The 24,167-nt window shown below is 63.3% G+C and carries 18 protein-coding genes and 4 pseudogenes; 8 read left to right on the top strand and 14 right to left on the bottom strand.

Annotation, left to right across the window (positions count from 1 at the left end):
* The 4 genes from GV027_RS06635 to GV027_RS06620 all read left to right on the top strand — a co-directional run bounded on the left by GV027_RS06635 (position 1) and on the right by GV027_RS06620 (position 3,997).
* Positions 1–1,290 (top strand): sensor domain-containing diguanylate cyclase, encoded by a 1,290-nt coding sequence (locus GV027_RS06635; protein ID WP_159511351.1) that lies wholly within the window; start codon positions 1–3, stop codon positions 1,288–1,290.
* The gene (locus GV027_RS06630; RefSeq protein WP_159511350.1) at positions 1,287–2,453 is read left to right on the top strand and encodes an AMP-binding protein; all 1,167 of its coding nucleotides are present in this window, start codon (positions 1,287–1,289) and stop codon (positions 2,451–2,453) included. The genes GV027_RS06635 and GV027_RS06630 overlap by 4 nt, the downstream gene beginning before the upstream one ends.
* Positions 2,454–2,560: 107 nt before the next feature.
* Entirely contained in the window at positions 2,561–3,253 is a 693-nt protein-coding gene (locus GV027_RS06625) for an EAL domain-containing protein (protein ID WP_201302664.1), read from the top strand.
* 231 nt (positions 3,254–3,484) lie between these two features.
* A complete protein-coding gene (locus tag GV027_RS06620) occupies positions 3,485–3,997 on the top strand; it encodes an ATP-binding protein (protein ID WP_236559075.1) in 513 nt (170 codons plus the stop codon).
* Positions 3,998–4,219: 222 nt separating this feature from the next.
* Here the strand turns inward: GV027_RS06620 and GV027_RS06615 are convergent, their stop codons facing one another.
* Genes GV027_RS06615 through GV027_RS06605 form a run of 3 tightly spaced genes read right to left on the bottom strand, consistent with a single transcriptional unit; the run spans position 4,220 to position 8,178 of the window.
* Entirely contained in the window at positions 4,220–4,642 is a 423-nt protein-coding gene (locus tag GV027_RS06615) for a GlcG/HbpS family heme-binding protein (protein ID WP_159511347.1), read from the bottom strand.
* Between the two features lie 10 nt (positions 4,643–4,652).
* Positions 4,653–7,154 carry a glycoside hydrolase family 3 protein gene (locus GV027_RS06610; protein WP_159511346.1) on the bottom strand — a complete coding sequence of 834 codons (2,502 nt, stop codon included), beginning with the start codon at positions 7,152–7,154 and terminating at the stop codon, positions 4,653–4,655.
* 10 nt (positions 7,155–7,164) lie between these two features.
* Positions 7,165–8,178, bottom strand: a complete 1,014-nt coding sequence (locus GV027_RS06605) for a glycoside hydrolase family 5 protein (protein ID WP_159511345.1) — start codon at positions 8,176–8,178, stop codon at positions 7,165–7,167.
* Positions 8,179–8,333: 155 nt separating this feature from the next.
* On the opposite strand from GV027_RS06605, the gene GV027_RS06600 reads away from it, so the two are divergent.
* The 3 genes from GV027_RS06600 (at position 8,334) to mgrA (ending at position 11,645) form a co-directional block, all read left to right on the top strand.
* On the top strand, positions 8,334–9,539 hold the full coding sequence (locus GV027_RS06600; protein ID WP_236559317.1) for a sugar phosphate isomerase/epimerase family protein: 1,206 nt from the start codon (positions 8,334–8,336) through the stop codon (positions 9,537–9,539).
* An 11-nt stretch (positions 9,540–9,550) separates the two neighbouring features.
* Positions 9,551–10,471: a VOC family protein gene (locus GV027_RS06595; protein WP_159511343.1), complete on the top strand. Its 921-nt coding sequence runs from the start codon at positions 9,551–9,553 to the stop codon at positions 10,469–10,471.
* 115 nt (positions 10,472–10,586) lie between these two features.
* Entirely contained in the window at positions 10,587–11,645 is a 1,059-nt protein-coding gene (gene mgrA, locus GV027_RS06590) for an L-glyceraldehyde 3-phosphate reductase (protein ID WP_443029522.1), read from the top strand.
* Between the two features lie 402 nt (positions 11,646–12,047).
* Here the strand turns inward: mgrA and GV027_RS21880 are convergent.
* The 3 genes and pseudogenes from GV027_RS21880 to GV027_RS06575 form a co-directional block, all read right to left on the bottom strand.
* Positions 12,048–13,023: pseudogene (locus tag GV027_RS21880) on the bottom strand (IS110 family transposase).
* A 172-nt stretch (positions 13,024–13,195) separates the two neighbouring features.
* Positions 13,196–13,639, bottom strand: a complete 444-nt coding sequence (locus GV027_RS06580) for a transposase (RefSeq protein WP_236559074.1) — start codon at positions 13,637–13,639, stop codon at positions 13,196–13,198.
* Positions 13,640–13,770: 131 nt separating this feature from the next.
* Entirely contained in the window at positions 13,771–14,022 is a 252-nt protein-coding gene (locus GV027_RS06575; RefSeq protein ID WP_159511341.1) for a hypothetical protein, read from the bottom strand.
* Between the two features lie 67 nt (positions 14,023–14,089).
* Here GV027_RS06575 and GV027_RS06570 point away from each other — a divergent pair, with 67 nt between their 5' ends.
* Positions 14,090–15,868 carry a sensor domain-containing phosphodiesterase gene (locus GV027_RS06570; protein ID WP_159511340.1) on the top strand — a complete coding sequence of 593 codons (1,779 nt, stop codon included), beginning with the start codon at positions 14,090–14,092 and terminating at the stop codon, positions 15,866–15,868.
* A gap of 98 nt (positions 15,869–15,966) precedes the next feature.
* On the opposite strand, the gene GV027_RS06565 is transcribed toward GV027_RS06570, so the two are convergent.
* The 8 genes and pseudogenes from GV027_RS06565 to GV027_RS06530 form a co-directional block, all read right to left on the bottom strand.
* A complete protein-coding gene (locus GV027_RS06565) occupies positions 15,967–16,338 on the bottom strand; it encodes a response regulator (protein ID WP_159511339.1) in 372 nt (123 codons plus the stop codon).
* Between the two features lie 3 nt (positions 16,339–16,341).
* Positions 16,342–17,256: a sensor histidine kinase gene (locus GV027_RS06560; protein ID WP_236559073.1), complete on the bottom strand. Its 915-nt coding sequence runs from the start codon at positions 17,254–17,256 to the stop codon at positions 16,342–16,344.
* Between the two features lie 195 nt (positions 17,257–17,451).
* A complete protein-coding gene (locus tag GV027_RS06555) occupies positions 17,452–18,876 on the bottom strand; it encodes an aldo/keto reductase (protein ID WP_201302584.1) in 1,425 nt (474 codons plus the stop codon).
* Positions 18,877–18,943: 67 nt separating this feature from the next.
* Positions 18,944–19,555, bottom strand: a pseudogene (locus GV027_RS21875) (aldehyde dehydrogenase family protein); the annotation flags it as partial.
* 161 nt (positions 19,556–19,716) lie between these two features.
* On the bottom strand, positions 19,717–20,895 hold the full coding sequence (locus GV027_RS06545; RefSeq protein WP_159511338.1) for a zinc-dependent alcohol dehydrogenase: 1,179 nt from the start codon (positions 20,893–20,895) through the stop codon (positions 19,717–19,719).
* Positions 20,896–20,969: 74 nt separating this feature from the next.
* A pseudogene (locus GV027_RS06540) lies at positions 20,970–21,976 on the bottom strand (zinc-dependent alcohol dehydrogenase family protein).
* Positions 21,977–22,034: 58 nt separating this feature from the next.
* Positions 22,035–23,048, bottom strand: a pseudogene (locus GV027_RS21870) (NAD(P)-dependent alcohol dehydrogenase).
* A gap of 6 nt (positions 23,049–23,054) precedes the next feature.
* A complete protein-coding gene (locus GV027_RS06530) occupies positions 23,055–24,161 on the bottom strand; it encodes a major royal jelly family protein (RefSeq protein ID WP_236559072.1) in 1,107 nt (368 codons plus the stop codon).
* Positions 24,162–24,167: the final 6 nt, after the last annotated feature.

The raw sequence follows: 24,167 nt of genomic DNA, 5'->3' as shown, positions 1-24,167 counted from the left end.
ATGAGCGACAAGTCGAGCGAGGAACAGCTCCTAGAATTCCTCTACGCCTGTCCCGTCGGCCTGATTGAATGCGACCTGGCCGGCGAGATTGCGCTAATGAACCCGTATGCGATGCAGCACCTGCTGCCGCTCGCAGGGGCTCGGGATGCCGGCAATCTGTTTGCGGCACTGGAGCAGCATGCTCCTGAATTGCGCAGTATCGTGTCGAGCTATGCGCTCGCTACAGGCAGGATCTGCGATGGGCACCGCGTCTTTGTCGATCTAGGCGGCAATCGGCGTACGGACGTGCCCAAGGTCCTCGCCTGCACCCTTGTGAAACTCGGCGCCGATCGCCTGATGGTTACCGTTGCCGACATTAGCCAGCAGGTTGTTCAAGAGGATCGGCTACGCCAGGCCGATACCTGGTTCGCGACGCTTCTCGACGGCGTGAACGAGTACGCCGCACTTACGATCACCCCCGCTGGCCGCATCGCTTCCGTCGACGCGTGTTTCACCAAGCAGACGGGGCACGAACATGGTGCCGTCACCGGCTGTGTTTTAGCGGACGTTCTTGAGACCGATGCCGCGGGGGGCGATCTGCGCTTGGATGAGCAGGTCGAGATTGCGGGGCGGGACGGCTGGCACCTTCAGGAGGGATGGCAGCTTCGTGCGGATGGCGAACGCTACTGGTGCCAGCGCCTCGTCGTGGCGCGGCCCGATGGGGAGTTTATGCGTCCATCCGGTTTCTCGGTTGTCCTCCGGGATGTGCCACGACGCGAGGCAGCAAGTGAGGATCTGCGTCGCATGCTGACCTGCGATCACCTGACCGGCGCGTCGAACCGCCGCCATTTTGCTCAGAATATGGAGCGCGAGCAGGCGCACTGGCGGGAGCTGCGGCAGTCCATTTCGCTGATCGTCCTCGACCTGGACCACTTCAAAGCCGTCAATGACACGCATGGCCATCCTGTTGGCGACACCGTGCTCTGCCGTGTTGCCGACGTCTGTGCAACGCTCCTTCCTCCACGTGGGATCTTCGCCCGTCTCGGAGGCGAGGAGTTCGGCGTTCTGTTACCCCGCTATGATCGCGATCAAGCGCTTTTCCTAGCTGAGGAGATGCGCAGGGCGATCGCTGGCCTGGAGGTCGAGACACCGTCTGGTTTACTCAAGGTGACCGCAAGCCTGGGCTGTGCCACGCTCGACGAGGCTGGCGGATCGATCGACGCGCTAACCGCTCTTGCGGACGAACGCCTCTACGCCGCCAAGCGCGCCGGGCGTAACCGGGTCTATCATCCTAAAGCCTGCGCCGCATGACCTCGGGCTCGCTTCCTCGAGCTGCCGCCCACCGGATCGCGTGTGCTGTCGTGGCTGCCGAGATCCGTCGGCTTCGTGGAAAGGACCTGCCGCTCCTGCACCCGGATGGTTGGTCAGAGTCTCTGGCGATCGGGGACAAGGGACTAGGGCTGGACTCGATGGAGCAGCTAGGCGCGCTCGGCGCGCTCGCAAACACGTTCGACCTCGACGACGCCATGCTTGGCCAAGAACCACCAAAGACGGTCGGTGAGTGGATCGACTGGATAATGCGTCGGCATGCTTCAGGCGAATCTTGCCTGATCGTGAAAACGTCTGGTTCAACGGGCAGCCCGATCGCTTGTGCTCATGCCATGACCGATCTGCTCGCCGAGGCCGCTTACCTTGTTACGCGCTTCAGTAAGCGTCGTCGCTTCGTGGCGCTGGTACCAGCTCATCATCTTTATGGCATCATCTGGACTGCGCTGATGCCGGCATTGATGGGTCTACCTGTGATTACCCGGACGATCGGCGCAGCGCTGGACCTCGCCCCGGGCGATCTCATCGTTGCGGTGCCCGACCAATGGCAGTCAATACAGCGCCTAAGCGCGCGCTTCCCCGATCATGTCGTGGGCGTCAGCTCGGCCGGACCGCTGAACGACGAGATCGCAGCAGACCTGCTGGCGGCCGGCCTAACCCGTCTTGTAGATATCTACGGATCGACGGAGACCGGTGGCATTGCCATGCGCGAGCTGCCCGCAACGATGTACGATCTGCTGCCGAAATGGCAGCTACTGCCTCTCGGTAATAACGACTCGCAGCTCGCTGACTATCGCGGATTGCACAGCCTCCCTGATCATGTTGAGCGGGTTGGCGACCGTAGCATGCGCCCAATCGGAAGGCGCGACGGTGCCGTTCAGGTGGGTGGTCACAATGTTTGGCCTACACGAGTGGCCGAGATGTTGCGGACGATCGACGGGGTAGCTGATGCCGCAGTACGGCTGCATGCCAATGGCCGCCTCAAGGCATTCATCGTGCCGGACGGTCGTTACGATCCTGTTGAGCTATCCGACCGTATAGAACAAGCTGCCGTTGATAGGCTAGCTGGGCCGGAACGCCCCAAAAGCTTGAAGTTTGGAGCCACATTGCCGCGCAATGCGATGGGCAAGCTGGAAGACTGGGCATGATGCACTCTCCTATTTCCGCGGCAGATGTTGAACGATCCATACCATTGCCGCTCGGCGATGCCTGTCGAGGCTGTCGGACAAGCTCACCGTTACGAATGGCGATCACGATGGCATTTCAACCGATCGTCAATATCGAGACTGGAGCGGTTTTCGCCTACGAGGCACTGGTCCGTGGGGTCGATGGCCAGTCGGCTGGTGACGTGCTTTCAAGCGTTGGCCACGACATGATCTACAAGTTCGATCAGGCATGCCGCGTCAAGGCGATCAAATTAGCCGGCCGGCTTTTTGCGCCCGATGGCGACGCTAAGCTGTCGATCAATTTTATGCCCAACGCGGTTTACGAGCCGGATGCATGCATCCGCGCATCGCTCGCAGCAGCGCGCCGGGTCGGTTTTAATCCAAATCGGCTGATGTTCGAGTTTACCGAGGACGAACGGATGCTCGACATTGCGCATGTTCGGCGCATCATTGAGGCCTACCGCGCTCGTGGGTTCACCACAGCGATCGACGACTTCGGGGCTGGCTATGCAGGCCTTGGGCTGCTCGCCGGCCTACAACCGGACATTCTAAAGATCGATATGGCGCTTATCCGTAAGATCGACGAGTCGGCTGCCCAACGCACTATCGTCGCCGGCGTCGTGAAGATCGCTGAAGCTTTAGGAATCCAGTGTATCGCTGAAGGGATTGAGACGATCGAGGAGCTGCGAACGCTGCGAGAGGTCGGGATTAGCTTGTGCCAGGGGTATCTCCTTGGACGGCCTGGAGTAGAAACGCTTCCCGCCTCAATATCGCCTATGTAGAATGATAAGTCGGAATGCCGCATACGCGACGTCCGAAACACAAGACATCCGCGACAAGACGTTTTTCCCATAACTCCGTCATCGTTTGCCCATTTCGGGAAAGCGCAATGGGGAACAGGTTTCGGGAATTTGTACCGCTGGCAAGACAATCTGCCCTCCCCTTGCCTCTGCAGTGCCGGCTGAGGTTCGTTTCCGGGAAGGTCGGCAAGAGTGGCGAGTGGCGAGTGGCGAGTGGCGAGTGGCGAACACGATTTGCAAGTGCTACATTACACAATAACACGATATCGGCAAATCTTCGATCCCTTCTTCGCCACCAAAGGCCGTAACAAGGGCACCGGACTTGGATTGAGCCAGGTTCATGGCTTTGCAAAACAATCAGGCGGAGAGATCGATGTCAGCAGCCGGATCGGGGTTGGCACCGTCTTCACGCTTTACCTGCCGATCGTGCAGCGCGATCCCGACCAGCTTTCAGTGACGCGCCTGGCAGGCGAACAGCGGTTGGCAACGCGGCGTGTCCTGCTTGTCGAAGATAATGAGAGTGTCGGGCAGTTCGCGAACGGTCTGTTCGAGGAATTGGGTCAGATCGTGACCTGGGTCTTAAGCGGAGAGGCTGCTCTGGAATTGCTGGAACGGCTAGCGGAAAGTTCGATCTGGTCTTCAGCGTCGTTGTCATGCCCCGCACTAATGGCCTGGAGCTCGCTCGTCAGATCAATGAACGCTGGCTTGGCCTTCGTGTCGTTCTGACAAGTGGCTATAGTCAGGGGCTTGCCGAAGAAAGTGATCACCCCTTCGAGGGGCTGCGTAAGCCCTACTCTGTAAAGGTCATCATGGGCGTTTTGGGTGAGGTATTTTCTCCGGAAGGCGGAGAGGCACTTCGATTGTTAAAGTCATCCACCAAGATTGTGGAGGCTCAAGCTTCCCCAAGTTTATTAGGGGTGCACCCCCTTGAACCAGTTTTCCTATCATCTAGTCCGAGAGGCTCGCAAGAACGGCTGAGACGCCGAGACTGGCAATTGCGAGGTCATCCTCGCCCGAAAGGCCGCTTATCGCGACCGCGCCCAGGCACTGGCCTCCATGTATGATGGCACTCCCGCCGTCCCAGCCGACATAGCGTGCATCGCCATGATAGTGCACGTCCGACCCATCTTGCTGCGCCGAGCGGCCCAAGTCGCCCGAAGGCTTGCCGACCCGTGCAGCGGTATAGGCCTTGTTGTGCGCGATGACGATCGAGGGCAGTGGACAACCATCGGTGCGCCAAAAAGCGATCAGCTCGCCATGGCTGGCGGCGACTGCAACCGCCCCAGGCTTGTCGCGCCGGCGGAGTTCCGTGACGCAGGTATCGATCGCGATTCGCGCCTCCGCCTCGCCGACGTCTTGGCTGTGCTGCATATGTCTATCCTTATTGCTTGGCCGGGCAACGATCGCCCGCAGCCGCTTCCTGGAGCGATATTTCCGATAGCTCCATTCCGAGCGCGGCCGCGGTCTGCAGGCGGATCGTCGTCACTCCTGCAAGGTCCGCACCTGCAGCGCCGAAGCAGAGCAGCGGCACGCGCAGCGTGTGCCAGTTACTGCCCGGCGCGCCAAGTAGGCTTGGCACCGGCAGCGCCGCCGGCTGCGCGCCACCGAGCGCTAGTGTAACCGCGGCTGTTGCCGGCTTGGTCACGCGCAGCTCGATCTGCAGCACCATCGCCCCGTTCGCCTCGCGTGCGATGTCGAGCGGCGCGGCACGGGTGAGCTCGATCCAGGCGGGCTCGGCGCCCGACCAGCGCGCCGCCCACGCGTCTTCCTGCCGGCGCCGGTCGATGCGCCGCAGCGTCAGCGTCTCGCCGCCATAGGTCGCGATCCGTGTGCCGACCGCGGCGATATGCGGCGCCTGCGCGTCGCCGATCGCTAGCGCGAAGCCGTTGGTGCCGGTGCCGTTCTGCAGAAACACGCCACGTGCCGCCGTTTCCACCGTCACTTGCGGTTCGGGCAGCGTGCCGACGTGGCCGGGATGCCCGTAGCTCAGCCCGTAACCAAAAGGGAATTGTGGGTCGTAGTTGGGCTGACCGACATTGAGGGCCGTCTGGCCGGGACGCTTAGGCCAGGAAAAGGACAGCTTGCCCTGAAAGTCATGGTCGGGCTGTCCGCCGGCGCGCGCGATCAGCACGTCCGCCAGCCCCGCGCCCTCCGATCCAGGCAGCCAGGCGGAGACGAACGCATCGGCGGCGTTGATTTGCGGGTTGAGGTATAGCGGCCTCCCCGAAATCAGCACCGCAGCGGTCGGCACGCCAGCCGCGCGCAACTTTTTCAGTAGCCAGAGGCTCTCGGCATTTTCAGTGTGGAGCGCGACATCGGCTTGGTCGCCCTGGAACTCGGCATAGGGGTTCTCACCGAACACGACGATCGCGGCATCGGGCTTGGTGCCAGTGAAGCTGCCGTCGGGGCTGAGCATCGCGGTGCCGCCACGTGCCTCGACCGCCGCCTTGATCCCGCCCCAGATCGAGGTCGCGCCGGGGAAATCGACGTTGGTGTTGTCGTTGCCCTGCCAACTCAGCGTCCAGCCGCCGGTCTGCTTGCCGATGTTGTCCGCGCCCGCCCCCGCGACCAGAATCCGATGGCCGCGCGGATCGATCGGGAGGAGGTTGGAAACGTTCTTGAGCAGCACGAGCGATTTGGCGACCGCCTCGCGCGCGATCGCGCGGTGAGCGGGCGCGCCCAGCAACGACTCGTCGCCGGCATGCGGGCGCGTCGAGGGCAGGCCCTCGTCGAACACGTGCGCGCGCATCTTCACCCGCAGCACACGGCGCACCGCATCGTCGAGCCGCGCCATCGGGATCGTACCGTCCTTCACCTCGCGCACCGTGTTGCCATAGAGGGCGCGCCAGTCCTCGGGCACGTTGAAGATGTCGACGCCCGCGTTGAACGCGAAGGCGCAGTCGCTCTTGGTGCAGCCGGGTACCTGGCCGTGCGCGTTCCAGTCGCCGATCACCAGGCCATCAAACCCCATCCGACGCTTGAGCACATCGGTGAGCAACGCCTTGTTGGCGTGCATCTTGACGCCGTGCCAGCTCGAGAAGCTCGCCATGACCGATTGTACCCCGCCGTCGATGGCGCCCGGATAGCCGGCGCCATGCACGTCGCGCAGCACCGCTTCGCTGGCGAGGTTGTCGCCTTGGTCGCGCCCGCCATCGGTGCCGCCGTCGCCGAGGAAGTGCTTCGCGGTCGAAATCACGTGATCAGCGTTCAGGAAATCGCTGCCGGTGCCCTGCAGCCCCTCGACCATCGCCTTGGCGTAATCCGTGACGATTGCGGGCTGCTCCGAATAGCTCTCATAGGTGCGGCCCCAGCGATCGTCCTGCACCACGGCCAGCGTCGGCGCGAAGCTCCAGTCCATGCCGAGCACGCGCACCTCTTGGGCAGTGGCGGCGCCGATGCGACGGATCAGATCGGGGTCGCGCGCGGCGCCCAGCCCGATGTTGTGAGGAAAGAGCGTGGCGCGATAAACGTTGTTATGGCCGTGGACGGCATCGGACGCCCACATCAGCGGAATACGCGGACCCTTGTTCGCGGGGTCGACCGATGCCTTCCAATAGCCGTCGATCTTGGCGAGCCATGCCGCAGCCGACGCGTGCTTGTCGCCGTTCGGTACCGAGCCGCCGCCATTCTCGATCGAGCCGATGTGGTAGGTGACGACGTCGGCCGGGGTGATCGACTTCATTTCTGGCTGGAGCGTCTGGCCGACCTTCTGCTCGATCGTCATCTGCCTGAGCAGCGCGTCGATCCGGCGCTCCATTGCTGCATCGCGGGCTACGGGGCTGTGCGCGACCGGCCAGCGATTTGGGTGGACGACCGGCGCCGACTGGGCGAGCGCCGCCCCCGAGGTGGCGGTGAGGAGAAGCGCAAGCGCGGATCGGTACATCAGGGTCGCCTTAACGGTCAGTGGGGGGAGCGGCGGTTTCGGCCAGCAGGTGGTTGCGCATCAGCGTGCCCGAGGTGGTAAGCTGGGCGGCGGGCCAGCTGCCATCGGGCGACGCGCCAGGCTTGAGCGCGGCGGAGGCTTCCGCCTTGTCGCTGAGCGACCAGGCCAGATAGCTGATGCCGTGTGCGTCGCACCAGTCCCACCATGTCTGCGTCTCGGCGGCATCGATCGGCGCGTCGCCATTGGCGGCGGTGGTGCCATATTCGGTGACGAAGAGCGCGCCGCCGCGCGCCAGCGCTGCATTCGCCTTGTCGCGGAGGTCCTGCTTGTGCGTGGCGGCATAGAAGTGGAGCGCATAGGCGACGTTGGGCAACCTCAGTGGATCGGCGGCGGCCTCGGCCACCTCTTGGTCCCAGGCACGCGTGCCCGCGACCACGAACGCGCCGGGATCCTGCGCACGGATCGCGGCGATAACGCGCTGGTGGTACGGCTTGATGACGTCGGCCCAACCATATTTGGGCAGCGGCTCGTTCCACGTCTCGTAGATGAGGTTCGGCACGCCGCGATAGCGTTTGGCGATCGCAGTGAAGAAGCGCACCGCCTCGTCGGGCATGGGGTCATGCGCGTGCCAGTCGACGACGACATAGATGCCCGCCCGAATCGCGCCGTCGATCGCTTGCTCGGCCCGTTTCGTTTCCACTGCGGGCTCGTTCTTATAGCCGCCACTCGCGGCGGCGACCGCCGCGCGCACCGCAGTCGCGTGCCAGTCGGTCGCTATCCAGCGAATCGCCCTGGCGTTGTAGAAGGCGGGCTTCCACTGGCTCCAGAACAAGGACATGCCACGCAGCGTCACGGGCTTACCATGCGCATCGACGACGCGATTGCCGGACACCTGCAGCCGCCCGTGGCGCGCGACGATGCTGGAGAAGGCGGCGGCGGGCACCGGGGGAGCGGCGGTGGCCGGTGCCTGAGCGGAACCGATGATGATCGCGGCGATCAGCCACGGCACAGGAAATTTCGGCATCGCATCTCCTTGTATTTTCGCTTGTCGAGCCAGCGGGCGTCTTGCATCTATAGTGGGCACATGATGGTGAAAAGCCTTCCTTAAAACGAGCAGGATTGGATGACCGACACCGACCAGCCCGAGCGCCAGCCGTGCGGAATCCTGCGCGCGTGAGCATGCCGACACCCGTGCCGTTCGCGGTGATCGGCGGCGGCGAGGGCGCCTTCATAGGCGAGGTTCACCGCTGGGCGGCGGCGCCGGCCGGGAATTGCCGGCTGGTGGCGGGCACCTGGGGCGTGGGTTCGGTGATGGGTAGCCTGGTCGCCAATGCAGTCTATGTCGCGAGCACACACGGCCGGACGCACGACTGGCGCGCAATCTGGATGGTCCCGGCCGGGCTTGGCACTGGTTGTCGCAATCATCTTCACAGCCACCTTTCGAGAGCGGCGAAAGATCAGCATCAACGAAGGGGACATGGCATGACGATCTCGCGACGCGGGGTGATCCGCGGGCTGGCGATGGGGGCGGCGGCGACCGCGTGGTCTCGGGCGGCATCGGCGAGGACCGGCTATCCCTGGCCGCTCGGCGTCCAGCTGTGGTCGGTCAATGCCGAACTCGACCGCGACATGGACGCGACGTTGCGCGATCTGGCACGGCTCGGGTATCGGGAGGTCGAGACCGCGGGGCTCCACGGTCACGAACCCGCCGCCTTCGCGCGCGCCATCACGTCAGCGGGGCTACGCGCGGTGAGCGCGCATTATTCCATGCCCGATCTGTTCACTGACGCTGCGGGCCATATCGCCGAGGCGAAGGCGATGGGCGTGCAGTGGCTCGTCGCTTCGTCGCCACGCGCGGACAGGCCGCTCAAATCGGGCGACTGGATCCCCGCGATCCACGACGCGATGACGCTCGACGCGTGGAAAGCCAATGCCGCCCGGCTCAACGAGGTCGGGCGGATGGCGCACAAGGCGGGGCTGCAGTTCGCCTATCACAACCATCCGATCGAGTTCGATCACTACGATGGCCAGCGCGGCTTCGAAGTGCTGCTCGCGGGCACCGACGCGGCGCTGGTCAAGCTCGAACTCGATGTCGCCTGGGCGGTGGCGGGGGGCGTCGACCCGGTCGCGCTGCTGCGCCAGCACGGCGATCGCATCCGGATGATCCACGTCAAGGGACTGAAGACCAAGCCTACGGTCGGCACCTACGGGACCGATTTCGCAACAGGGATCGTCGGCCAGGGCAATGTCATCGCCTGGCCCGCGGTGTTCGCGGCGGCGAAGAAGGCGGGCGTGATCCACGCCTTCGTCGAACAGGAGCCGCCATACGAGCGGCCAATCATGCAGTCGCTGGTGGAGTGCCGCGACTATCTGGAAAGTTTGTGAGGAAGACTGACATGATCGGCAAAATCGCAGCGCTGACGCTGGCGACGCTCGCCCTGGGCGGCGCGGCACCCGCGCCAACCGCACGCCCCGCGATCACCGGCGTCTCGCACCTGGCGGTCTATTCGACCGACGCAGCGGCGACCGAGCATTTCTACACCGTCGTGCTCGGCGCCCGAAAGGGCGCCGATCCCGAGGATGCGGCCGGCACGCGCTATTATTTCAGCCCGCGCCAGTTCGTGGAGGTGCTTCCCGCGCCCGCCGGCCATGGCCCGAGCATGCTCGCGCACGTCGCCTATACGACGGACGATGCGGCCGGATTGCGTGGCTGGCTCACGGCGCACGGCGTGCGCGACCTGACCGCGGTGCAGCGCGGCACAGGCGGCGATCAATGGTTTGCGGGCCATGATCCCGAAGGCAATGCGGTCCAGTTCGTCCAGCCCGGCGTTCAGTCCACGACCGCCGAGCCGGGCACGATCAGCGGCCGCATTATCCATGTCGGCTATGCGGTGCATGACCGGGCGAAGCAGGACGGCTTCTACAAGACGCTGCTCGGCTTCCGACCCTATTGGTACGGCGCCTTCAACGAGGGCAAGGTCGACTGGGTGTCGCAGCAGACTCCCGACGGCACGGACTGGCTCGAATATATGATGGTCGGCCCCGGCTCCGACGTGGCGCTCGACAAGGTCGACGCCAACGAACTTGGCGTGCTCAACCACCTTTCGCTCGGCGTGCCTAACATGCAGGCGGCGGTGACGACGCTCTACCGCGAGAACCGGCTGAGCAAGCGCCACGACGGGCCGCAGATGGGGCTCGACGGCAAGTGGCAGGCCAATTTCTATGATCCCGACGGCACGCGCATCGAACTGATGGAGTTCCAACCGGTGATGAAGCCGTGCTGCTCCACCTTCACCGCCGACAGCCCGACGCACTGACCGCCCCGCAAAGAACGCCGCGCGGACGAATTTCTCGGGCCGCGCGGCCCCCATGCGGGTGTTGTACGTTCGGACCCTGAATACCCGCATTTTAAGCCTTCGGAGATTTCCTGCCGTGCCGTTTCCAATGCCCTACACCCCCGATGCCGACCGTTACGATGGGCGGATGCCCTATCGCCGCTGCGGGCGCAGCGGACTCGACCTGCCCGCGATCAGCCTCGGCCTGTGGCAAAATTTCGGGGGCGATGACGTGTTCGAAAATGCGCGCGCGATGTTGCGCCGCGCGTTCGACCGGGGCGTCACCCATTTCGATCTTGCCAACAATTACGGCCCGCCCTACGGCTCGGCCGAGGAGAATTTCGGCCGCGTGCTCGCGACCGACTTCGCCGGGCTGCGCGACCAACTGGTGATCTCGACCAAGGCGGGCTGGGACATGTGGCCGGGGCCGTACCGCGATGTCGGCGGGAGCCGCAAATATCTAATCGCAAGCTGCGACCAGAGCCTCAAGCGCATAGGGCTCGACTATGTCGACATCTTCTATTCGCATCGCGTCGATCCCGATACGCCGCTCGAGGAGACGATGGGCGCGCTCGTCCAGCTCCACCGTCAGGGCAAGGCGCTCTATGTCGGCATCTCGTCCTATTCGCCCGAACTCACCCAGCAGGCGGCGGCGATCCTGCGCGACGAGCGCGTGCCGCTGCTCATTCACCAGCCGAGCTATTCGATGCTCAATCGCTGGGTAGAGGATGGCCTGCTCGACACGCTCGAGGCGCTGGGCACGGGCTGCATCGCCTTCTCGCCGCTAGCGCAGGGGATGCTGACGCGCAAATATCTGAAGGGCGTGCCCGCCGAGGCGCGCGCGGCGCGCGACGGCTCCTTTTCGCCTGACCTGCTCACGCACGAGAATGTCGACCGGATCCGCGCGCTCAACGCTATCGCCGACGCGCGCGGACAGTCGCTCGCGCAGATGGCGATCGCCTGGGTCCTGCGCGATCCGCGTGTCACATCGGCGCTGATCGGCGCACGCACCGTCGCCCAACTCGACGAATCCCTCGATGCGGTGAACCGGCTCGACTTCACCGCCGACGAGCTCGCCGCGATCGACCGCCACGCGAGCGAGGGCGGGATCAATCTGTGGGCGGTGTCGTCGCAGGTCACGAATACGGCGCGATGAAGACGACGGCGGGCGTGGCGCACGGGTCGCGGCATCAGGCCGCGACCTGCGGAACGCCACGTCTACCTTCGGCAGTCCGTCGTTCCCGGCGGATCGGCTCTGGTACGTTATTCGGACACAGATTCATATGTGGACGGCTCCCTCTTGCAAGGGGTGAGCGGCGGATTTTCGATCGCTTGCGTTCATATGTACGGCCTTCGGATGCGACCGCATATGATCGCTGGCCAAGATGGTTTCCGCAGCATGAGTTCCTCACACGGTATCGGCCTTTGGTAGCCAGTGAACCTGCCGGATTTGTCATGTCGTGGATTGATCGATCACACCATCTGCTCTTCTTGCAAGATCCTTTTACCGGGACAGTACGGAGGCATTAGAGACATACCCACTTCGTACAGCCGAAATCTAAACGGTTGCCATCGGTGATAAAACGGCAGCCTTCCGATACCTCTCGCCGCTGACCATCAGTTTCCAAGCGGTGCGCGCGATCTTGTTCGCCAGCGCCACGGCCGCGACCTTAGTCTTTTTGCGGGCAAGCATGCCAAGCAGCCATGGTGAAGCCTTGCGTGACCGGCCTCGCTGAACTTGCTGGCTCACTGCGAACCCGGCCGGCGGTCGAATGATCTCTGGGTGTCAGACCCATCCAGGCTGCAAAGTCTCGGCCTGATTTGAACAGCCGCGGATCCGGAGTTTTCATCATGAGCAGGGACGCGCCGATTGGGCCTACGCCAGGTATCTGAGCAAGGCGCTGACTATACTTGTTTTCGCGGTGCCACTCCATCAGCTTCTCCTCGACCAGTTCGATCTCGCTTTTCAGCTGTACATACTCACGGGCATGCAGCGCGAAAAGTTCACGGGCGAGGTTGGAGACCGCTTCATTATCGGCGATGCTGTCGAGCAGCGGCTCAATTCGGCACATACCGGTCCCTGCAGTTATGCCGAACTCCGCCGCATACCCGCGGATAACGTTGGCGAGTTGGTGCGCTTACGGATCAATAGCGTGCGCATGCCTACCAGCATCAGTGCCGCCTGCTCGTCGACGGTTTTTGCAGGGACAAAGCGCATCGTAGGACGGCCTGCCGCTTCGCATAGTGCTTCGGCATCGGCTGCATCGTTCTTGCCGCGCTTAAACGTACGACTTCACCAATTGCGGCGCAATCAGAAGGACATCATGTCCCAGCGAGGTGAGAAGGCGCGCTCATTGGTGCGAGCTGGCGCAGACCTCGATCGCCACCAGCGTCGGGGGCAGCTTCTCGAAAAAACGGGTCATCTTTTTGCGCGTCAGCTTACGACGCAGCACCGGCGTTTACGCCGCGTCGACCCCGTGTACCTAGAAAACGTTCTTTGACGTGTCCATCCCGATTCTGGTAATCTGTTCCATGGGCGGCTCCTTCATATGAGGCTGGCAACGACCTCATCGTGGCACATTGCGATGCCGTTGGGAGCCGTCCACCCCAACACGGTGGCCGTTTGATGAGCAGCGGCATGAGGCCGTTGGTGTCGAGATCGAGGCAATCAGACCAGGCTTAATCACCGGTGAGATTGATGCGGTCCTAGCCAAGCGGCGAGAGCCGGGACAGCATAGCCGGATCGACCGGCGTCCCGCGACGGCGCATTTCGTCAACAGCACGACCGAGATACGGGCAGTTGGACAGGATGATCGCAGCGGTGACGAGATTGAGAGCAGCAGCCCGGGTTTGAATATTTTCCGGGCCACGATTGCGAAAACGGCCAAGCCGATGGAACGCGACTGCCCGGACCAAACTGTTACGAGCCTCGCCCTTGTTCAGTTCGGCTGTGACCGTGCTGCGCGGAGCCGGATCCTCGAACCCAGCGCAGTGACTGTCTCGACCCGATTGAGGGGCGTGATGCGCCGCATTTGTGCGAACAGGCGCTCCATCAACAGGAAGTTGCCACGCGTTATGCGGATCACCGCCGCCTGCGGCTCGATCGCATCGAGCTGGGCGGGTCGAAGCTGATCCCAAAGTCGGCAGCATGCGTCGCGAGAAGCAGGCGCATCTCAGTTTCGGTGAGCGGCTTCAAATCGCGGACGAAGCCGATGCGCGAGTAGAACTGCGCGTAGCGGGCGGGGCGCTTTGCAGCCCCGGCATCCCCATCATTATCAGCATCAGGCCAAACCGATGCCGATCAGACAGATCTCGCAACTCCTCCAGCGATTAATGGTAAGTCGGTCTGTCTCGTCCACAATGATGAGAGGACAAGCGACCTGTGCCTCGTGGAGATCTACGTTTTCGGCGGAGCCGGCCGCAACCGTCAGGCGCTTATAACCCGATTTCGTCACGTTGACGCACAATCCCGCGTCAATGAGCTTGGGAGTGTTGCTGACCCCGGCGGTGTAGAAGATCGCCCACGTCGGCATCGCTGCGGCGTGTTAGCAATTTAATATGGATTCTTTGTCTATCACCTTCCGAGGAAGAGGTTCCCGGATGGTACGACACGACGAAGAAGCACGGCTTGATGCGCTGCATCAGTTGAACTTGCTCGACACTCCGCCAAGCGCAAGCTTCGACCGCATCACGCGCATGGCGAGCCAGATTTTTGATCTGCCGATCTCGGCGGTGTCGCTGACCGACCGTGACAGGCAGTGGTTCAAGTCACGCGTCGGCGTCGAGCATTGGTCGCTTCCCCGGGAAAAGGCACCCTGTGCACAGGTGGCCGAGACCAGGGAAATCCTGATTCTTCCGGATCTCCTCGAGGATGATCGCTATGCCGACAGCGCGCTGGCGAAAACGGGGGTGCGCTTCTACGCGGGTGTTCCGCTCGTGACCCGCGAAGGGTTCGGTCTTGGTTCGCTCTGCGTGCTCGGTACGGAACCGCGTATGGTTTCCGCATCGGAAATGGCTGGCCTCAGCGATCTTGCTGATATGGTGATGTCGCAGATCGAGATGCAGCATGCGTTCGGCCGCGTGGATCCGCTCAGCGGCTTACCTAACCGAACCCAGTTCCTCGATGATCTGGTGGACCTTGGCCGCGATACACCGGGCCAGCGCCATTTCGCGGTACTGATCGACCTCGCCCGCAACGACCAGCTCAGCAACGGGTTACGCGTCATCGGGCCAGCGTTCATCGACGACATGGTGCAAGAAGCTGCCAGAACGCTTCGCGCAGTGCTGGGCGTGGGACGGACCGCCTATCATGTCGCCGCCACGCAGTTCGCGTTCCTATCCCCCCCGGAGCCCGAACAGGAGGCGTATCTGTCACTGCTGGAGTCCATGCTTTCGGACTCCCGGAATGCCTCCCGCATCCGGTACGCCATGACGGCGGCGATCGGGGTCGCGCCGGTCATTTTGGGCAAGACGGATCCTCGCCACGTACTTCGTACGTGCTATAGTGCCGCGCAGGATGCGCGTGCGTCGGAACATGCCGTCAGCCTCTACGCACCAGTTCAGGACCGTGTTCACTCCCGCAGGTTCGGGCTTCTCAACGATTTCGGAGCAGCCCTGAACGAGCCGGATCAGCTCAGGCTAGTCTTCCAGCCACGCATCGATCTGGCGTCGGGCGATTGCATCGGTGCCGAGGCCCTGCTGCGCTGGAGACATCCGGTTCTGGGCGAGGTGTCACCTGGTGAATTCATTCCCATCATCGAGCAGACATCGCTTGCAAAACCGACCACCGCCTGGGTGCTCGACGCAGCCATGAGGGAGCGGGCGAACTGGAAGAAGGACGGTTTCGACCTCCAGCTTTCGATCAACGTATCGGCTGCCAATCTGGAAGAAAGCGATTTTGCCGAGCAGGTGCAGTTCTGCCTCCTGAAGCATTGTCTGCGCCCGGAAGCGATCGAGCTGGAGGTGACAGAGAGTGCCGTCATGGAGAATGGTGGCCGTGCCATGGGTCAGCTTCGCGCGCTGCATGCCGCTGGAGTGGCGCTCGCGATCGACGACTTCGGCACCGGGTATAGCAGCCTCGCCTATCTCCAGCGTCTCCCTGTGCACGTGGTCAAGATCGACCAGTCGTTCATCCGCAATCTCGCCCAGAATGAGCGCGAACAGGCGCTCGTTCGATCGATGATTACGCTGTCGCATGACCTTGGATACCGCGTCGTTGCCGAGGGCGTCGAAACTTCAGCGGCCGCAGCGATCCTGACCGACATGGGATGCGAAGAAGCGCAGGGGTACTATTTTGCCCGCCCGATGGAGCAAGCGGATTTCAGGCAGTGGATTGTCGCTCAGCACAGCCCCCCGCGACAAACCAGTAACCGAGCCTGAGCGCTATTTCTCGCACGGGTCTCTTGCCGTTTGTGGCGGACGTACTTGGTGGAGCCTTGTCGTAGCAACATCCGTTCCGATATCCCTCTGATCGCAACTCAGCTCAGCCGTTCAATCTCTCTAAGCACGGCGTGCGGGTCGAATGGCTTGGCGATGAACAGAGTGTGTTCGGGCAGATCGAAGGCGAAAGGCTTGGTAGCCCCCGAGGCAACCACCAGCAGTGTCGGCGGGTAGCGATCACGGACATAATGGGCGAGCTTAATGCCATCGATCGACCCGGGCATCTGCACATCGGTGAGGACCACGCGGATCGAGGGATTTGCGGCCATGATCACGATCGCGGCATCGGCGCTGTCAGCCTCGTATACCTGAAAGCCCTCGTCAGCAAAAAAGTCGACAAGGTTGTGGCGGATCATCGCCTCGTCTTCGACGACCAGGATCGATCTCTCCCCGCTAGTTTCCTGCACCATAATTCATCTGCCTTCCATCCCCGCGCCCGCGAGCGGAGCCTCAATTTTAAACACCACGTCAGCAGGATCGAATGTAATCGCCGTATCGGCGCGGAAGTAGGATCGCAGCGACCGTTCGATCATCAGTGACCCGAAGCCGCGCCGCGTTGGTACACGCACTTCGGGACCGCCCCGTTCTTGCCAGGTGAGCGAGAAACGAGGCTCGTCTCCATTGGGTCCAGGCAAAATCGCCCAAGACAGATCGACGCGACCGACATCGTTCGAAAGTGCGCCATATTTGGTGGCGTTCGTCACCGGCTCGGGGAGGGCCAAGGCTAGGGCAACCGTAACCTGCGCATTGAAGCGGATTACCGGACCTTCGTAGTGGCAGCGCGATCCGTGACAGCCATGCGCATCAAACGCCGCACTGGCTAGGGCGTGTAGATCGGCCGAATCCGACTCCGACGCGGTCAGAAATTCGGTTGCCTTGCCGAGCGCCGCCAGTCGTGACGCGAGTGCATCATTGGCGGTCTTGAGATTGCCCGCTTTCCGGAGTGTCTGGGCCGCCACAGCGCCGACGATGGTCAGCAGGTTTTTAATGCGGTGGCCGAGTTCGCCGTTGAGGAGCCGAAGCCGTTCGTCTTGTTCGATCAGCAGCGCATTCGTCCGCGCCTGTTCATCCGCTTGCGTTGCCAACCGGCGGAACGCAGCGCGTAGCTCCGCTGCGATCATCACCACGCTTATCGAGACGGCGGCAAAGACTGCGGTGGCGGCCCATTGCTGCGTGGTCAGCCAGAATGGAGTGCCAGCCCCCGCGATCGTTACCGCTGCAAGAAACGCCGACAGCAGCGCGGCGTAGACACCAGGCCCCTTTCCCAGCAACAACCCCAGAATGAGGACGACGGGCACGAACAGGAGCCACGGCAGCAAACTGGTCACCAGCTGCGCCCTCGCCATTGCGACGGCGACGATTGTAACCGTCGCAATCGCATAACTAGGCAGTGGCGCGATCGGATGGTTCAGCGACCAGGTAATGGCCCGATCCACGACGAAAGACGGCTCGTATTTTTCATTCCTGCCATTGCCTAAACATCTGCCCCCGAGGCATTGCCGGCTGGCGCCAAGAGTGCGGGGTTACCGGCGGTGACTGCCGGCTGAATCGAGCTGGTCCTGACGACCCTTGCCCTGGAACCCGAACATCCAGCCGGGATATTCGGCGGGCAGCTGACTGACCTTATCGAGCTCTTCCAGCTCATCGGCGGACAGCACGACATCGACTGCAGCCAGGTTGTCGGCAAGCTGCTCGGGGCGTTTGGCACCGATGATGACGCTCGTCACTGCTGACTGGTGAAGCAGCCAAGCGAGCGCGATCTGTGCGACCGAAACGCCCTTTACGTCCGCAATCGGCTTCATCACGTCGATGACGTCGAACGCGCGGTCGCGGTTGACCGGGGGGAAGTCGAAATTGGCGCGGCGTCCTTCGCCCGATTGCCCCTCGCGATCATATTTGCCTGACAGCAGGCCGCCCGCGAGCGGGCTCCACACCATCAGGCCGAGACCGGTGGCGTTGAGCATGGGTACGAGTTCGCGCTCGAGATCCCGCCCGGCCACGGTGTAATACGCCTGAAGGCTGGCGAAGCGGTGCAAGTTCAGCCGGTCGGCCATCCCCAGCGCGGTCGCGATCTGCCATGCCGCCCAGTTCGAAACGCCGACATACCGGACCTGCCCGTGCTGAACGAGCGTGTCGAGCGCGCGCAGCGTTTCCTCGATCGGTGTCGCAGGATCGAATCCATGGATCTGATAGAGATCGATATGGTCGAGCTGGAGCCGATCGAGGCTGGCCTTGCACGCATCGATCAGGTGGTAGCGGGTATTGCCGCGCCCGTTCTGCCCCTCGCCCATCTGGCCCGACCCCTTGGTCGCAATGACGACTTCGTCGCGCGCGATGCCGAGGTTCTTGAGCGACCGGCCGAGGATTTCTTCCGACCGTCCGCCTGAATAGACGTTGGCGGTATCGATGAAGTTGATCCCTGCATCGAGGGCAGCGCGGACGAGTTCGTCTGCCGCCTCCTGCGTGACGTCGCCGATCTTGTCCCAGACCGCGCCTTCGCCGCCGAAGGTCATGGTGCCGAGGCACAGTTCGGACACGAACAGGCCGGTTTTGCCGAATTTATTATAACGCATTGCAATATCTCCGAAAGATTGAGGTTCGCGATCAGCCTCCGACGCTTTGATGATCGGGCCGATGAACGTCTCGGGATCGTCGGGCCCGTTGCGCTTCAGGCCCTTCACGCGTGCGGCGAACTTCTCGACGAACGCGTCGTAGAGCGGCGCCTCGACGATGATCCGGTTGGCGATCATGCAGATCTGCCCTTGGTGGAGGAACTTGCCGAACACCGCCGCCTCGACGGCCAGATCGAGATCGGCGTCGGCGAGCACGACGATCGGGCTGTCCCCGCCAAGCTCCAGCTCCAGCTCCAGCCGCTTGACGATGTCCGATTCGTAGGCGAGACGGACGATCCCGCGGCCGGCCGGGGTCGATCCGGTGAACGAGATCACGCGGGATCGGATGCTTGACGAACGCGTCGCCGACCTCGCGGCCCGGGCCGGGGATGACGTTGAGGACGCCCGCAGGGAGACCTGCTTCCTCGAACATCTTAGCGAAGAGCAGCCCGCCTACGATAGGCGTATCCGAGACGGGTTTGAGCACGACCGCCTTGCCGACCGCAATTGCGGGGGCGATCGAGCGGGCGGAGAGCTGGAAGGGGAAGTTCCACGGCGAGATCACGCCGACGACGCCGACCGGCTTGCGATAGACGCGGCTTTCCCTGCCCGGTGTATCGTTGGGCAGGATGCGCCCCTCGACCATATAGGGCAGACTGCCGGCTTCGAGCATGACGCCATTGACGGCTTTCCATTTTAGCGCGGCATTGAGTTGCGTCGAGCCGCCGTCCTTAACCAGCCAGCCGATGATCTCGCCGCGCCGCGCCTCCATGATCCGCGCTACCGTCGCGAAGACGAGCGCGCGCTCGGAGGGGAGCTTGGCGGCCCACGCGGGCCGCGCGCCCTTGGCGGCCTCGTAGGCGGCGTTCAGACCGTTTGCATCGGCCTGGGGCACGTCGCCAATCGATTGTTCGGTCCAGGGATTGATATTGGCTTTGGGCTTCGCACTGCCGGATTGCCAAGTACCGGCGATGAACAACTGATCGAAACTCGTATAGGCCGTGGGCGAGGACATAGGGATTCCATGGTGATTGGACCGGCACTCCCTAAGCGGCCGGTCTGACGATTTGCCCATTTTTCGGCCGTGGCGGTGGTCCGCCTTATGACCCGTCGCTTCAACATAGCCGGACCCGCAGGCGTCGCAGCCTATGGGTCCGGGATCGTTCGGGGGCGGCGTTAGCCGTGCGGGCGCATCACGACCTTGATGACGCCGTCTTCCTTGTCGCGGAACTTTTGGTACATTTCCGGCGCATCCTCGAGGCTCGCCGGGTGGGTTACGACGAAGCTCGGGTCGATGTCGCCCGCCTCGATCCGCGCCAGCAGAGGCGCGGTATAGGCCTGGACGTGGGTCTGACCGGTCTTGATCGTCAGCCCCTTGTTCATCATCGCGCCAAGCGGCACCTTGTCGCCCATCCCGACATAGACGCCCGGGATCGACACCGTACCGCCCATCCGGCAGCTCATGATCGCCTCGCGCAGCACATGGATGCGATCGGTGGCGAGGCCGACCGCTGCCTTAGTCTTGTCGAGCACCGCGTCAAAGCTGCCGTGCCCCGAGGCTTCTGCGCCGACCGCGTCGATGCAGCTGTCGGGGCCGCGGCCCTTGGTGCGGAATTGCAGCTCGTCATAGACGTTCTCGATCTCGGCGAAGTTGATCGTCTCGGCGCCGCCGCCTTCAGCCATGGCGAGCCGCTCGGGCACTTCGTCGATCGCGATAACTCGGCCGGCGCCGAGCATCAGCGCCGAACGGATAGCGAATTGGCCGACCGGACCGCAGCCCCAGATGGCTACCGTGTCGCCGGGTTCGATCTGCGCATTCTCGGCAGCCATGTAGCCGGTCGGGAAGATGTCCGAGAGGAACAGCGCCTGCTCGTCGGTGACGCTGTCAGGCACCTTGATTGGGCCGAAATCGGCCATCGGCACCCGTAAATATTCGGCCTGGCCGCCGCAATAGCCGCCCAGCATGTGACTGAAGCCGAACAGGCCAGCGGGCGAATGGCCCATAGCTTTGATCGCCAATTCGGCATTGGGATTGGTCGTGCAACATGCCGAAAACAGGCCCTTCTTGCAGAACCAGCATTCGCCGCAGCTGATCGTGAACGGCACCACGACGCGGTCGCCGATCTTGAGGTTGGTCACTTCCGAACCAAGCGCGACGACCTCGCCCATGTTCTCGTGGCCGAGGATGTCGCCCGATTCCATCGTCGGCTGGTAGCCATCGAGCAGATGGAGATCCGAACCACAGATCGCGCAGGCGGTGATCTTGATGATCGCATCGCGAGGATGCTTGATTTCGGGGTCTGCGACGGTGTCTACGCGAACATCGCCCTTTCCGTGCCAGCATAGTGCGCGCATTAGTTTTCTCCTGCGTAGTTTTGAGGGAAAGCGGGTGAGACCGATTATCGTTCCCGGAACTCAGCGGACCGGGATCACCATTCAACGCCAACTTTGCCGAAGTGGCTGCCGCTTGCGTCGAAACGGAACGCCTCGGCAAGCTGCTCGAGCGGGAAACGGCGGTCGATCACCGGCCGAATAGCGCCGCCATCCAGCGCGCGGACGAAATCCTGCTGCTGGCGCCGGCTGCCGACGATTAGGCCCTGGAGCCTGGCCTGCTTCGCCATCAGCGCGGCCGTGGGTAACCCGCCGCCGATCCCGGTCAGGACGCCGACCAGCGAGATGTGGCCGCCCACGCGCACTGCATCGATCGATTGGGCCAGCGTGCCAGGACCGCCGACCTCGACGACATGATCGACACCGCGGCCGCCGGTCCATTGACGAACCGCCGATCCCCAATCCTTGTGCTCGCGATAGTTGATCGTAAAGTCTGCGCCGAGCGCACTGGCGCGCTCCAGTTTCTCGTCAAAGGACGACGTGATCGCGACCGTCGCGCCCATCAGTTTGGCAATCTGGAGCGCCCAGATCGAAACGCCGCCGGTACCGAGCGCTAGCACGGTGTCGCCTGCCTTGAGGCCGCCATCGGCGACCAGCGAGCGCCACGCCGTCAGGCCCGCCGTCGTAATCGCCGCGGCCTCGACCGCGTCGAATCCCTTGGGCACATGGGTGAAGGCGGTGGCCGGCAGGACGCCTACGTCCTGCGTAAGCCATCAATGCCGTCTCCCGGCGTTCGGTGGAAGTCGCCGACCGTTGGCGCGCCGTCCTGCCAATCCGGGAAGAAGCAGGAAACGACCGCATCGCCCACCTGGAACTCGGTGACACCCTCGCTGAGCGCCTCGACGATGCCGGCGCCGTCCGCCAACGGGATCCTGCCCGCCTGGGTCGGCATGCGGCCGCTCGCCACGCCCAGATCGTGATAGTTGAGCGTGCTCCCGTGCAGAGCGACGCGGATCTGGCACGGTCCGGGCTGTCCCGGATCTGGTCGGTCTATCAGCTTTACCGTATCCAGCCCCACCGGGGCTTGAAGGGACATGGCTCGCATCGTCGTCTCCCATCGCTGTGTATTCGTGGCGCGCCAGGCGATTCCCGTCGGCCTGCGTTCAGGCTGCCGTGTCGAGCGGCGCCATGTCGATCACGAACCGATACTTGACGTCACTGGAGAGCATGCGGCTGTAGGCGCGCTCGATCTTGGGCATGGCGATTATCTCGATATCGGCGACGATCCCGTGCTCCGCACAGAAATCGAGCATCTCCTGCGTCTCGGCGACCCCGCCGATCAGCGAGCCGGCGATGCTGCGCCGCCCGAAGACCAGATTGGCGACGGCGGGCGAGGGGTGCGGTTCGGCGGGTACGCCCACCAGCGTCATCGTCCGGTCGCGCTTCAACAGCGCGATGAAGGGATCGAGGTCGTGCGGGGCGGCGACGGTGTCCAGGATAAAGCCGAAGCTGTCAGCGTGCGCCGCCATCTCATCGGCATCGCGTGATACGATGACTTCATCGGCACCAAGCCTGAGCGCTTCCTCGCGCTTGGACGGCGAGGTTGTGAAAGCGACGACTTGGGCGCCTAAGGCGTGCGCCAGCTTCACCCCATGTGACCCAGGCCGCCAATGCCGACGATTCCGAACTTATGCCTTGGCCCTACATTCCAGTGACGCAGCGGCGACCAGGTGGTGATCCCAGCGCACAGGAGCGGCGCCACGGCTGCAATATTCTGTGATCGGCATAGCCGCCCAGCATGTTGTCCCCGGTCACGCGATCGGGCTGTTATAGGTCATGGTGAAGACGTTTCCGCAATATTGCTCCAGGCCGTCGTTACAGCCGTGGCAATGCTAGCAGCTGTCGACCATGCAACCGACCCCAACGATCTCGCCTTCCTTGAATTTGCTCACGTCGCTGCCGACGGCGGTCACGCGACCGACGATCTCATGGCCGGGCACGGTCGGGTAGACGGTACTGGGCCATTCGCTGCGCGCGGTATGGAGATCGGAATGGTAAACGCCGCAGAACTGAATATCGACGCGTACATCGTTCGGCCGCAGATCGCGGCGCTCGAAGCTGAATGGGGCCAGCGGCGCGGCGGCGGAGCGGGCGGCGTAGCCGTGGGCGTGAGACATGGTGGTTCATTCGATCATCAAATAGGGGGGGGCAGCGGCGCAGCAGCACCGGCCCGGAGCCGATCTTGATCCGTAGCAGCTCGTAGGGCTCGCGCCGCAGATTCCTGCCTTCATGGAAAGTGGCTTGGCGCTGCAGCTGGTTGGCGGTGAAGTAGAGGTAGCCGTCGGTGCCGATCGACAGAGTATCGGGCCACAGAATGCGAGGATCCTGCGCGATCGTCCGCCACTTGCCGTTGGCCAGGCGGCGGATCGCATTGTGCTCGTAATCGCCACCGTAGACGCGACCCAATGCGTCGGCCTCGAGGCCGTGGCCCCCTTGAGGCCGAGATCACGGACCGCCTTCGCGAGCGTTCCGTTATCCGAGGCCGGATCGCGCAGCAGGGCGGTCGAGACCGCGTAGAGGTGGCGGCTCGAAAGCGGTGAGTAGTACAGGGTCGCGCCATCGGGCGAGAGTGCGATGCCGTCGCTGGCGACCAACCATGGCGAAGGCGAACCTCCTGCCGGCCGCGTCATCAGCGACTTCCCCTCGACGACCGGCACGAACCCCTTGGCTGGCATCGTTGTCGGATCGCTGGACAAGCGCCGCGTGACGCGGCCACTCGCCAGATCGACAAGGATGATCCCGCCCGGGCCCGTCAACGAACTGTCGGTGATATAGGCGACGCCCGCGGTGCCCTGCCGCAGGTCGAACCGCACGTCGTTGAGATACGTCGTCGGCAGGACGACGTCGGGACCGAACACGATCGTACGGACGACCTTGTCGGTCGCGAGATCGACCGCGACGAGCTTCGCGCCGCCTGCGATCGGCGTCTGGAATTTGGGCGAAGCGGTATCGAGGATCCACAGCCGGTTCGCCGCATCCGCGACGACACTCTGCACGCTGATCAGAGAGTCGCCGGGGCGGGCAAGATCGGCGTGGTTGATCGCTGCGTTGGGATAAGCGGTGACCTTCCCGTCCTTGAGCTCACCGACGGTGAACGCCCGGTTGTCGCCCCAATGCGGGTAATTGACGAAGATGCGGCCATTGGGCGCGACCGTCACCCCGGTCGGCATCGCCCCGGTCGAAGTGGCGACGCGCTCGCCGCTCGGCGAGTAGCTACGTTGCGCACTCACCGCTCT

This window comes from Sphingomonas sp. T1 (assembly GCF_902506585.1).
In the GTDB taxonomy this organism is placed as follows: domain Bacteria; phylum Pseudomonadota; class Alphaproteobacteria; order Sphingomonadales; family Sphingomonadaceae; genus Sphingomonas; species Sphingomonas aerolata.
This window is presented reverse-complemented; position numbering and strand designations above follow the sequence as displayed.